13 protein-coding genes are annotated in these 12,762 nt (G+C 34.3%); 12 read left to right on the top strand and 1 reads right to left on the bottom strand.

Going from position 1 to position 12,762, the window contains the following annotated elements; translation table 11 throughout:
• Position 1: 1 nt before the first annotated feature.
• Complete coding sequence (gene ribD, locus BHECKSOX2_RS04125) at positions 2–1,048, bottom strand: bifunctional diaminohydroxyphosphoribosylaminopyrimidine deaminase/5-amino-6-(5-phosphoribosylamino)uracil reductase RibD (RefSeq protein WP_139682584.1); 1,047 nt, start codon at positions 1,046–1,048, stop codon at positions 2–4.
• 47 nt (positions 1,049–1,095) lie between these two features.
• On the opposite strand from ribD, the gene recA reads away from it, so the two are divergent.
• From recA to BHECKSOX2_RS04065, 12 genes are all read left to right on the top strand, one after another.
• Entirely contained in the window at positions 1,096–2,121 is a 1,026-nt protein-coding gene (recA, locus tag BHECKSOX2_RS04120) for a recombinase RecA (RefSeq protein ID WP_090717452.1), read from the top strand.
• Positions 2,105–2,533: a regulatory protein RecX gene (locus BHECKSOX2_RS04115; RefSeq protein WP_139682583.1), complete on the top strand. Its 429-nt coding sequence runs from the start codon at positions 2,105–2,107 to the stop codon at positions 2,531–2,533. Before recA ends, BHECKSOX2_RS04115 begins: the two co-directional genes overlap by 17 nt.
• A 370-nt stretch (positions 2,534–2,903) precedes the next feature.
• Entirely contained in the window at positions 2,904–3,653 is a 750-nt protein-coding gene (locus BHECKSOX2_RS04110) for a hypothetical protein (RefSeq protein ID WP_139682582.1), read from the top strand.
• Positions 3,654–4,099: 446 nt separating this feature from the next.
• A complete protein-coding gene (locus BHECKSOX2_RS04105; protein ID WP_139682581.1) occupies positions 4,100–4,570 on the top strand; it encodes a TIR domain-containing protein in 471 nt (156 codons plus the stop codon).
• A complete protein-coding gene (locus tag BHECKSOX2_RS04100; RefSeq protein ID WP_139682580.1) occupies positions 4,567–5,019 on the top strand; it encodes a DUF4231 domain-containing protein in 453 nt (150 codons plus the stop codon). Before BHECKSOX2_RS04105 ends, BHECKSOX2_RS04100 begins: the two co-directional genes overlap by 4 nt.
• Before the next feature lie 15 nt (positions 5,020–5,034).
• Positions 5,035–6,588, top strand: coding sequence for a type I restriction-modification system subunit M (locus tag BHECKSOX2_RS04095; protein WP_139682579.1), 1,554 nt, complete (start codon positions 5,035–5,037; stop codon positions 6,586–6,588).
• 12 nt (positions 6,589–6,600) lie between these two features.
• Positions 6,601–7,014, top strand: a complete 414-nt coding sequence (locus BHECKSOX2_RS04090; RefSeq protein WP_139682578.1) for an HI0074 family nucleotidyltransferase substrate-binding subunit — start codon at positions 6,601–6,603, stop codon at positions 7,012–7,014.
• A complete protein-coding gene (locus BHECKSOX2_RS04085; RefSeq protein ID WP_139682577.1) occupies positions 7,007–8,602 on the top strand; it encodes a restriction endonuclease subunit S in 1,596 nt (531 codons plus the stop codon). Before BHECKSOX2_RS04090 ends, BHECKSOX2_RS04085 begins: the two co-directional genes overlap by 8 nt.
• The gene (locus BHECKSOX2_RS04080) at positions 8,599–9,390 is read left to right on the top strand and encodes a PIN domain-containing protein (protein WP_139682576.1); all 792 of its coding nucleotides are present in this window, start codon (positions 8,599–8,601) and stop codon (positions 9,388–9,390) included. Before BHECKSOX2_RS04085 ends, BHECKSOX2_RS04080 begins: the two co-directional genes overlap by 4 nt.
• Complete coding sequence (locus BHECKSOX2_RS04075) at positions 9,374–10,555, top strand: restriction endonuclease subunit S (RefSeq protein WP_280953229.1); 1,182 nt, start codon at positions 9,374–9,376, stop codon at positions 10,553–10,555. Before BHECKSOX2_RS04080 ends, BHECKSOX2_RS04075 begins: the two co-directional genes overlap by 17 nt.
• Entirely contained in the window at positions 10,552–11,565 is a 1,014-nt protein-coding gene (locus tag BHECKSOX2_RS04070; RefSeq protein WP_139682574.1) for a PIN domain-containing protein, read from the top strand. The genes BHECKSOX2_RS04075 and BHECKSOX2_RS04070 overlap by 4 nt, the downstream gene beginning before the upstream one ends.
• 6 nt (positions 11,566–11,571) lie before the next feature.
• Positions 11,572–12,762, top strand: a 1,191-nt coding sequence (locus BHECKSOX2_RS04065) for a type I restriction endonuclease subunit R (RefSeq protein WP_139682598.1), incomplete at its 3' end; no start/stop codon positions are given.

Raw genomic sequence — 12,762 nt, 5'->3', positions numbered from 1 at the left:
CTCACTTTAGTATTGCTGTTATTTTAATATCGTTACCCACCATTCTAATATCTCTAATATTGAGTGCCAAACATTCATCCATTTGTTGAATGGCAAGCGCCATCATTGAAGTGGCATGACTGCCCATTAATATTGGTGCGGTGTAGAGGATAAATTCGTCCACCAGCCCTTCTTCTACCATAGCACCAATCAATTTAGGGCCCGCTTCTAGCAAGACGCTATTAATATTTTGTTGTGCCAATTGCACTAAGACATGATGCAAATCTAATTTTCCAGCCTTATTGAGTTGAGTATTTCCGCTATTGAAAATTTTGGTATTAGCATCATTGGAAAATATCTTGAGCGTGGTATCAGTAATTTGGTTTTTGCCATCAATAACAACACGAAGTGGCGTACTATCAACACCATCAAGGCGCACTGTCATTAATGGATTATCTGCCAATATTGTACTAGAGCCAGTAAGTATGGCTTGATTTTTAGCGCGTAATTTTTGCACATCTTGCCTTGCTTCTTTGCCCGTAATCCATTTGCTTTGCCCAGATGCCATAGAAGTTTTCCCATCTATGCTCATGGCGATTTTACAAGTGACAAAAGGCAGGCCTGTTTCCATGCGTTTGATAAAGCCACGGTTGAGTTCTTTGGACTCGTTTTCAAGTAAACCAGTTCTAACAACAATACCTGCATCTGCTAATATTGCTACGCCTTTGCCGCTCACCAAAGGATTGGGATCAAGCGTAGCAATTACCACTTCTTTTACACTTGCATCAATGATGGTTTGAGCGCATGGCGGCGTTTTACCTTGATGTGCACACGGCTCTAAAGTCACATACAGTGTGGCACCATCAGCTTGGTGATTGATTTGTGTGAGTGCGTTAATTTCTGCATGCGCCTTACCAAAAGTTTGATGATGGCCTTCAGCGAGAATTTTGTTGTCTTTGACGATCACGCACCCCACCATAGGATTAGATGCAACGCCGTATCGACCTTTGCGTGCGAGTTGGAGTGCTAGTGACATAAAATGCGTGTCATTTTTTGAAAAAGTTGTCATAATATTTCGTATATAATTACATCACATTTTACCTAAGGAGAAACACCGTGGATGAACAGAAAAAGCAAGCTCTAAAAGTTGCATTAACGCAAATCGATAAGCAATTTGGAAAGGGTTCAGTTATGTTTCTGGGTGATGCAGAAGCCAATACTGATATTGAGGCAGTTTCTACAGGTAGTTTAAGTTTAGACATTGCACTTGGTATTGGTGGCTTGCCCCGTGGGCGTGTGATTGAAATTTATGGTCCCGAATCCTCAGGTAAAACCACCTTAACCCTACATGTAATTGCTGAGATGCAAAAACTCGGCGGCACCGCGGCTTTTATCGATGCAGAGCATGCACTTGATCCACAATATGCTAAAAAATTAGGCGTTAATACAGATGAGCTATTAATCTCCCAACCTGACACAGGCGAACAGGCGTTAGAAATTACTGATATGCTAGTGCGCTCAGGTGGTGTGGATGTTGTCGTGATTGACTCTGTTGCAGCACTTACACCTAAGGCGGAAATTGAAGGTGAAATGGGTGCATCACATATGGGCCTGCAGGCGCGTTTAATGTCTCAAGCTTTGAGAAAACTCACCTCTAATATTAAAAAAACCAACACCATGGTGATTTTTATTAACCAATTGCGTATGAAAATTGGCGTGATGTTTGGCAACCCTGAAACCACGACAGGTGGCAATGCACTGAAGTTTTATGCCTCAGTGCGTTTGGATATTCGTCGCATTGGTGCGATTAAGAAAGGCGATGAAATTCTAGGCAACGAAACCCGTGTTAAAGTTTTAAAAAACAAAGTGGCGCCACCATTCAAACAAGCTGAGTTTCAAATTCTTTACAATGAGGGTATTTCTCGTGAAAGTGAAATTATTGATTTGGGTGTAAAGCATGGTTTGGTGGATAAAGCAGGTGCATGGTATAGTGTTGGTAGCGAAAGAATTGGGCAAGGCAAAGATAACGCACGAGATTATTTAAAAGAACATCCAGAAATGAGTCTAGATTTGGAAGAAAAAATCAAGCAAAAAATACTAACACCAGAAGATGATATAAATCAGGATGCAGGCTCTAAGTAAAACAGCTTATAATAGTGCTTTAGAAATGCTCGCTAGACGCGAGCATTCTTATTTGGAGCTCACTAACAAACTTGCGCAGCAGTATCAAGCAGATGACATAGAGCAAGCATTGGACAAGCTCAAAAGCCAAAATTATCAATCTGACCAACGATTTGCCAATGAATTTGTTCAAATGCGTTTCAATCAAGGCAAAGGTTCAATCAAAATAGCCATGGACCTCAAACAACGAGGCATTGATAATTTTGATTTGTCTGCGTATGATTTTTTCGCCTTAGCAAAAGAAGTTAGAGTGTCAAAATATGGCGAAGTCTCCCCAAGTAATTACAAAGAAAAATCCAAACAACAACGGTTTTTACAATCTCGAGGATTTGGATTTGATGAAATCAATTGCTCTTTTGAGTTGTCATCTTAAGAGACCTTTGCATAAATAGGGATGATTAGCAAAATCCAATTTTTGCCCAATTGGTGATTTTTTTAAACCTTGTTCTAGCAGGGCTAAGGCTGGGTTTAAAAAATCGCCAAGTGGGTGAAAAGTGGGTTTCTGATGATTGTTCCTATTTATGCAAAGGTCTCCTTAAAGCACAAAATAAAATTTCCGTCAAAAATGAGCGCCCTTAGCCTCAATGTCGTGTATGGCAAGCACCTGTGTGATTTTTTTGTTTAAAGAGCACTAAAAAATTCCATTTAGCCCAAGGGTCAACTGATATAATGCCAATTTTATTATCTGATTTGGTAATAAATGATCAGCAGTTTAATTTATAAATTTTAAGAGGCGTAATAAAATGTTAAAAACAACACTAACAACTATCTTTCTAATTGTCACTATCTCTCAAGTGCAAGCAAAAATGACGCTTAAACATGGGGTTTATTTAAGTCAATCTATCGGTAGTATTGATGCAGATATTTCTGGAAAACATCAAGATTTTAGTGCTTTTGTTGGCAACAACCCTAACGATATTACTGAAGTAAATGCTACAGTCTATGATGGGAAGATTTCCAATGCCCGTTCTGTTGGTTACAATTTAAGATACACGCCAAAAATTGGTTTTGGCTACGAACTGGGGCTTTACTTTACTAAAATTAAAATGCCAACCCAAGATGCAGCACTCATTCATGATGATGGCAGTGCTTTTAAAAAGAATACGACGGCTGGTCCAGTAGATGTTGTGGTGTCTTCTCCTTCCTCATATATGCAAACTACTGATCTTTATTTAGGGGGATTGTATAACTTTACAGCCATTAATAAATCCACCCCTTACATTGGATTAGGTTATGCCAAAATTAAAGGTAACTGGCATAAATCTTACTATAGTGGCACTCCTGGCGGGGCTGATTATGGAACGAAAGGGAAAACCAAAGTTGATGGGCATTATATTAGCGCTAAAGTAGGTATTAATTTCAACGAAAATTATAATTTAGAGTTGGAGCATGCCAAGCATAAAATCCATGCCGATGCCTTTAGAAGTTTCAATATTAACGGCTCAGATGCTAAATTTAATCGCACCTCTGTTAATCTTATTGTTAACTTCTAATTTTCAGTCATTTTTTCTCATGCTGTACATGAAGGGGGGGCAATGTCAGTCAAACACACTTATGCCCTAACGAACGCCTAACAATAGCAAAGAATTTACCTGTCATCAGAAAATTGTAAAACAACTAGAAGCCAAAACTCCCCTTACCAACCCGCAGCACCTATCATAGGAGCGATGGTTAAATGAGTAGCCAATGGTTCGCTTAGATAACACCCGCCTAAGAAAATAGCATTTGAATTAGGTATTAGTCAACAAAAAGTTGCGTTTAGAATTTAAATTCAGGCAGTATAATAATTATCTGCATTAAAGTTATGTAAAAAAATAACAAATATTGGCCATAATGCTAAATATCAGGTTTTAAAACAAATATGTCTGATTTTATTTTTAATGCAGTGTATCAGGGCGACAATGTCTTATGCTAATAATTATATATCAAGGAGAAACTAATGGGATTACCCAGAACATTTGTAGGTTTTAGCAGTACAGACATTTGTTATTACCGACTTATGCAAGCATGGAAGAATAATGATCGTATAGACTTCAACTTCACAGACTGCCAGTTATCAAATGAAATTAATTCTGAAAACGAGGAATATATAAAAAGAAAATGTCGAGAAAGGATTAATATGGCAGGTAAATATGTTCTTCTAATCGGCAAAGATACCAAAAACAAATATAAATATGTTCGTTGGGAAGCAGAGGTCGCTATTGAAAAAGGCTGCACTATCATCGGTGTTAACTTGGATAACTCAAGAAGCGTTAATGCAGACACATGTCCACCTATAATTAGAGACATCGGTGCTATCTTTATCCCTTTTTCCCAAAAAATTATTAGTTATGCGATTGAAAATTATTCAATGTATGATGACAACAAGAACTATCGCTATCCAGACACTATATATAAGCAGTTTGGATGATGAAAGAAGAGCAATATCTGACAGATCGCCTACAAGATCAAATAGATTGGTACGATCAGAAAAGCCAGTTTAATCAAAAATGGTTTAAATGGCTCAGAGTGACTGAAATTATTTGTGCTAGTTTAATTCCACTTTTATCAGGCCTTTTAAGTTCTATTAATTATTTGGGGTGGATTATTGGTGTTCTTGGTGTAGTTATTGCTATTTCAGCAGCAGCTAGTGGAATATATAAATTCCAAGAAAATTGGATTCAGTATCGTACAAGCTCAGAAACACTTAAGCATGAAAAATATCTCTACATAACTAACTCTACTCCGTATGTAGGCGATGATAAATTTGAAATGCTAGTTATTAGGATAGAATCATTAATTTCAAAAGAGAATTCAAACTGGTCAAGATACATTAAGAAAGAAGATGATAAAGTTAGTGTACAACAATCGCACCAATAAAGGATATTTAAAAATATGGCAAAAAAAGACAACAGCAGTTTTGAGCAAAAATTATTTAAAGCAGCGGATAAATTAAGAAAAAACATTGATGCTGCTGAGTATAAGCATGTAGTTTTAGGATTAGTATTCTTAAAATATATCTCTGAATCATTTACAGAACTCTATGACAAATTAGAAGCTGACGAATGGAGCGACCCAGAAGATAGAGATGAATATATTGCCGAAAATGTCTTTTTTGTTCCAAAATTAGCGCGTTGGGGTCATATTCATTCACAAGCAAAATTGCCAACTATCGGACAAACCATTGATGAAGCAATGGAAGCGGTAGAAAAAGAAAACAAGGAACTCAAAAATGTATTACCGCAAGTATTTGGTAAAGCCAATTTAGATAAAACTTCTTTGGGTGAATTGATTGACTTAATCTCCAACACCGAGTTACAAGTAGAAAATAGAAACTCAAAAGACCTTTTTGGAAGAGTTTATGAATATTTCTTGGGTGAATTTGCTAATGCAGAAGGGAAAAAAGGCGGACAATTTTATACGCCAAAAGCCATTGTAAAACTCATGGTAGAAATGATAGAGCCCTACAAGGGCAGAGTTTATGACCCTGCAAGTGGTAGTGGCGGAATGTTTGTAATGAGTGAAAAATTTGTCACCGAACACAGCGGAAGCGTAAAAGACATTACCGTTTACGGACAAGAAAGCAACCAAACCACTTGGAAACTTTCTAAAATGAACTTGGCTATTCGTAACATCAATTCAAAATTTGTGGCTTGGAATACGGAAGGTTCTTTCTTAAAAGATGCTCACCCCGATTTAAAAGCTGATTTCATTTTAGCCAATCCACCCTTTAACCAAAAAGAATGGGGCGTTGATATTCTACAAGAAGATGGACGTTGGAAATATGGAACACCACCTAACGGAAATGCCAACTTTGGTTGGATGCAACATATGTTGTACCACTTGTCTCTAAAAGGTGTAATGGCAACTGTTTTGTCTAACGGTTCGTTGAGTTCTAACACTTCGGGCGAAGGAGATATTCGCAAAAACTTAGTCGAAGCGGATTTAGTCGAATGTATTGTCGCCTTACCTAAACAACTTTTTTACAACACAGGTATTCCTGCGTGTATTTGGTTTTTACGACGAGAGAAAAACAGCCATAGCAAAGATGTTTTATTTATTGATGCTTCTGAAATGGGTTATATGAAAGACCGTGTTCATCGAAACCTATCTGACTCAGATGACGAAGAGAATAAAGGCGACTTTCACGAAAATGGTTGGGGAGACATTCAAAAGATAGCAGAAACTTATCATAACTGGCGTAAAGGCGAGAACTACGAAAATGTAAAGGGTTTTTGCAAATCTGCTAGCATTGAAGATATAGAAAAACACGCTCACGTATTAACACCCGGTAGATATGTAGGCATACCTGATGAGGAAGATGACGGAATATCATTTGAAACTAAAATGGCAGAACTGACAGCCACTTTAAAACAACAAATGGATAAAGAAGCCGAACTAAACCAAGAAGTTGCTACACAATTGACTAAAATTGGATTTCAGCTTTAAAGGGATACTATTATGTACACAAATATTAGATGGCAACAGCGATTTCAAAATTTTGAAAAAGCCTATATTGTTTTTCAAAGAAGGATCATCGAATATAGAGAAGATAGTCAAAGAGAAGCATTTCAAATGGCCTTAATTCAAGCCTTTGAAGTTTTGATAGAGTTGTCGTGGAAAACACTAAAAGATTATTTAGAAAATGAGGGAACGCTTGTAAATAGCCCCAAAGCAGTTATAAGGCAAGCATTTCAATTTAATATTATTGATAATGGAGATGATTGGATGAATGCTTTGGCTAAAAGAAATTTAACAACTCATACTTACAATGAAGATAATTTTTATGAAGTAATCACATTTGTAGATGAAAAATTTACACCTATTGTTGAACAACTTTTTTCAGGTTTAAAAAAAGAAATAGCAAGTGAATAACGGACTTTCGGATAAACAACTAAAACAAATTATTGATGTGCTAAGGCAATACAAAGATATTGATAAAGCTGTATTGTTTGGTTCAAGAGCAATGGGAAATTACAAGAAAGGCTCTGATGTAGATATTGCCATAATGGGAAAAAATGCTGATTTTACGCTTGCTGCTAAAATTAAAAGCCATTTGGAAGATGATACTTATTTGCCTTATTTTTTTGATGTTATTAGCTATAACACCATTAAATCCGATGAACTTAAAGAGCATATTCGCAGATATGGGAAAATTATTTTGAGTGGAGAGAAAAAGATACCGAAGGGTTGGGTGGAGACTACTTTGGGGGAGGTGGGTTTAGAAGTTTTAAATGGTTATGCTTTTAAGTCTAAAAATTTCATTTCTTCTAAATCAGGAAATAATGAATTGCCAGTATTAAAAATAAAAAATGTGGCTAATGGCAATACAAATCATAATGATGTAGTTTTTCATAAAGTATCTTTTTCTTTAGAAAAATACATAATTAAAAAAGGAGATACGCTTATTGCACTAACTGGAAATCATCCATTTGCTAAAACACAGGTAGTAGGAGGTGTTTCTAAATACAGACTGCCTATAAAATCATTATTAAACCAACGTGTTGCTAAAATTTTTTCTAAAGAAAAATCAATGCTTCATAATGAAATACTTTATTATTTTTTTAAATGGAATAATACTCAATTTCATATTGGAAACCAATCAAGTGGAAGTGCAAGTCAAGCAAATATTTCAAAAAATGATTTATTAAATATTCCAATCAACCTTCCACCACTCCCAGAACAAGTCGCCATAGCCAAAATTCTCACCGTCTTTGATGACAAAATAGAACTGCTACAAGCCCAAAACAAAACCTTAGAAACCACCGCACAAACTATTTTTAAAGAATGGTTTGGTAAATACCAAATTGGTGATGAGTTGCCTGAGGGGTGGAGAATGTTTCAAATGGATGAGTTGGTAGAAACAATAAACGGCTATTCATATAAGGGAAAAGATTTAGTTGAAGAAAGTGATGAGGCTTTAGTTTCTTTAAAAAGCTTTGATAGAAATGGAGGGTTTCAAACAAGAGGGTTTAAACCTTTCAAGGGTAATCCAAAGGACACTCAAGAAGTTCAAATTGGTGATTTGGTTGTTGCTCATACAGATTTAACTCAAGATGCAGAAGTTTTGGGTAATCCTGCTTTTATTTTTGATAATGGTGGTTTCAAGAAAATGTATATCACAATGGATTTGGTAAAAGTGATTTCAATTCATAAAGATATATCTTCTTCATTTCTTTATTACTTAATGAAAGATAGAGCATTCAAAGGGCATTGTGTAGGTTATTCAAATGGAACTACCGTTTTACATTTATCAAAAAAAGCAATTCCTGAATATCAAGTTTTTCTACCTTCTAATTTGGGCAAGGTAAAGGAATTCTCAAAGATTGCGAACGCCACAACAAGCAAAATATCTCTAAACAAAGATGAGTTAAAATATTTAAAACAAACCAGAGATACTTTATTACCAAAACTAATGAGTGGGCAATTGCGAGTAGATGAATTTAAAGAGAATGCTGTATGAAAGAAAAAGTAATCTTTGATACCAATATTGTACATAATATTGAGTCTAATAGTTTTTTAGGTGGTAGAGTTGAATTAGAGCGTTTTTTACAGGATGCTGATATTGTAATACCCGAAACTGTAATACAAGAAATTAAAAGACAGAAAAAGCAAAAATTAGCTAGCAATAAAGATAAATTTCTATCTAACCCATTTCATAAATTACTTGCCGTAAATGAAGATGACACTAAAGATTTTAGCATAGAAGATTATATTCAACAGTTGGCAGAAGATGAAACTATTCCGTTTGAAGTAATCGACTTAAAAAATAATGATGTATTACCGCAAATTAAAGAGCTTGCCCTTAATAAAAAACCACCTTTTGAAGGGAAGGATAATACAGATAAAGGCTTTAAAGATGCTTTGATATATTTTTCAGTCCTTGAATATTTGCAAGAAATACCTAACAAGAATATTTTTGTATGTGTAAAAGATGGACGCTTAAAAGAAGCATTTAATAAGCATCACAATATTGTTGTAGTAGAGAATTACGAACAATTTAAACAAAAGAGTATTTCACAATTCTTTGATGATTATTTCATAAAAAAAGTAAATGCAGAACTTGTTGAAGTAGAAATCAAAAAAGAACATATCATTGAATACTGGCATAACATTGATGATAATCAAAATGTGCTAATAAAAGTTGAAGATGAAGAATATATTGTTGAAGTTGATTCAGGCGAAATTATAAACACATCGCAACCCAAACTTTATAGTTCTAATATTAAAGAACTTGTGCTTTCNTTTTAAGTCTAAAAATTTCATTTCTTCTAAATCAGGAAATAATGAATTGCCAGTATTAAAAATAAAAAATGTGGCTAATGGCAATACAAATCATAATGATGTAGTTTTTCATAAAGTATCTTTTTCTTTAGAAAAATACATAATTAAAAAAGGAGATACGCTTATTGCACTAACTGGAAATCATCCATTTGCTAAAACACAGGTAGTAGGAGGTGTTTCTAAATACAGACTGCCTATAAAATCATTATTAAACCAACGTGTTGCTAAAATTTTTTCTAAAGAAAAATCAATGCTTCATAATGAAATACTTTATTATTTTTTTAAATGGAATAATACTCAATTTCATATTGGAAACCAATCAAGTGGAAGTGCAAGTCAAGCAAATATTTCAAAAAATGATTTATTAAATATTCCAATCAACCTTCCACCACTCCCAGAACAAGTCGCCATAGCCAAAATTCTCACCGTCTTTGATGACAAAATAGAACTACTACAAGCCCAAAACAAAACCTTAGAAACCACCGCACAAACTATTTTTAAAGAATGGTTTGGCAAATATCAAATTGGGGATGAATTGCCTGATGGGTGGAGAGTTGGGAAGTTGTCTGAGATAGCAGACTTTTTAAATGGTTTGGCTTTACAAAAATACCCACCAATTGCGGGAGAAGAAACTTTACCAGTTATAAAAATTAGAGAGTTAAAGCAAGGTATTACAAGTAATACGGATAAAGCAAATACACTTTTAAATGAAAAATATATTATTAATAATGGCGATGTATTATTTTCTTGGTCTGGTAGTTTAGAAGTTGTTATATGGAAATATGGAAGAGGTGCTTTAAATCAACATTTATTTAAAGTTTCATCAGAGAATTATCCAAAATGGTTCTATTATTTTTGGACATTACATCATTTGAAGGAGTTTAAAAATGTTGCTGCAAATAAAGCAACAACTATGGGGCATATTAATAGAAGGCATTTAGATGAAGCAATCATATTGATTCCAGACATTATGACCATGAATAAAATAGGAAAAGGTTTATCTTCTGTTTTAGAAAAAACTGAAAATAATACCACCCAAATCCAAACCCTAAAAAAGACAAGAGACACCCTATTACCCAAACTAATGAGTGGTGCATTACGAGTAGATGAATTTAAAGAAGATACAGTATGAAAGCAAAAGTAATCTTTGATACCAGCGTTATTACCAATCAAGATACTAAAAACTTTTTTGGAGGAAGGGAAATGCTAATGAGTTTTACTCAAGATGCAGATATTGTCATACCTGAAATTGTTATCCAAGAAATAAAAATGCAAAAGAGGAAGAAATTATTTTCCAATAAAGATAGATTTTTATCCAATCCTTTTCATAAGCTATTTGGGTTAAATGAATCGGATACTAAATCATTTGATATTGATACTTACTTGGAAAAATTACTTGAAGATGAAACTATTCCGTTTGAAGTAATCGACTTAAAAAATAATGATGTATTACCGCAAATTAAAGAGCTTGCCCTTAATAAAAAACCACCTTTTGAAGGGAAGGATAATACAGATAAAGGCTTTAAAGATGCTTTGATATATTTTTCAGTCCTTGAATATTTGCAAGAAATACCTAACAAGAATATTTTTGTATGTGTAAAAGATGGACGCTTAAAAGAAGCATTTAATAAGCATCACAATATTGTTGTAGTAGAGAATTACGAACAATTTAAACAAAAGAGTATTTCACAATTCTTTGATGATTATTTCATAAAAAAAGTAAATGCAGAACTTGTTGAAGTAGAAATCAAAAAAGAACATATCATTGAATACTGGCATAACATTGATGATAATCAAAATGTGCTAATAAAAGTTGAAGATGAAGAATATATTGTTGAAGTTGATTCAGGCGAAATTATAAACACATCGCAACCCAAACTTTATAGTTCTAATATTAAAGAACTTGTGCTTTCAAGTAATTTTGGTACAACCCATAGTTCCATTGAGCAATTAACACCTTATATCAATTGTTTTTCAGATGAAGAAATTCTTGAAATTTTAGAAGCGTCATTTTCAAATGAGCAAATTAAGTGGATTATTGAAGATGAAGATGTAAAAGAATTCATAGGTACGCTCTACAAAGCAAAAAGTGAACTTGTAGAGAATGATGTTGCCGATTTTTTAAAAGAGAATTTTGAATAATAGCCTATGAATACTTTAAACGAAAATAGTATAGAGCAATCATTCATTGACCAATTAATTAGTCAAGGCTATACCTATTTTAACGGCACAGATATTTCGCCTATTAGTGATAACCCGCAACGAGAAAATTTTACATCTGTAATTTTAGAAAAGCATTTTAAAAGCTCGCTTAAAAAATTAAACCCCACACTTCCTGAATCTGCAAGAGTTGAAGCTTACCAAAAAGTAATTAATCTCGGCACAGAAGATATAATGGAAAACAACGAGCGTTTCCATACTCTATTGACCAATGGCGTAACGGTAGAATACACCAAAGAAGGAAGAACCAAAGGTATAAACGTTACTTTACTGGATGATAAAAATCCAGAGAATAATAGCTTTTGGGTAGTCAACCAATTAGTAGTTAAAGACAATAATAATGAGAAACGTTTTGATGTCGTCATTTTTGTCAATGGCTTGCCTTTAGTATTTATAGAACTCAAAAGTGCTTCTGATGAAAAGGCAACACTGCGTAAAGCCTACACGCAAATTCAAAACTATAAAAAAGCTGTTCCAAGCATTTTTTATTACAATGCCCTTTGTGTTATATCAGACGGAATAGATGCAACAACATCAAGTGTTTCTGCTCCTTTTACTCGTTATCTATCTTGGAAAGCACCCAAAGAAATAAAAGGAGAGATTAGAACAGAATTACAACTTCTCACAGAATATATGCTCAATAAAAAAACTTTGGTAGAGTTAATTCGTTATTGCACTGTATTTGAGCAAGAAGAAAAGAAAGACGAAAAAACAGGCTTAATTTTTCAAACAAAAATAAAGAAAGTTGCCGCTTATCATCAGTATTATTCTGTACAAAAAGCCGTTGAGCAAACAATAAGAGCCACGCATTCAAAAGAGGGCGACCGCAAGATTGGCGTTATTTGGCATACACAAGGTTCGGGAAAATCGTTATCAATGGTTTTTTATAGTGGTCAAATCATCACCCACCCACAAATGGGAAACCCAACCATTGTAATGCTTACCGATAGAAATGATTTAGACGACCAATTGTTTGGCACATTTGGAAATTGCATTGGACTATTACGCCAAACACCTGTTCAGGCAAATAATAGAGCGCATATAAAGGAACTTTTAAAAGTTTCTGGTGGAGGTGTGATTTTTACAACCATTCAAAAATTTTCCCCATCAGAGGGCAAT

Source organism: thiotrophic endosymbiont of Bathymodiolus puteoserpentis (Logatchev) (assembly GCF_900127505.1).
Classification (GTDB): Bacteria; Pseudomonadota; Gammaproteobacteria; order PS1; family Pseudothioglobaceae; genus Thiodubiliella.
This window is presented reverse-complemented; position numbering and strand designations above follow the sequence as displayed.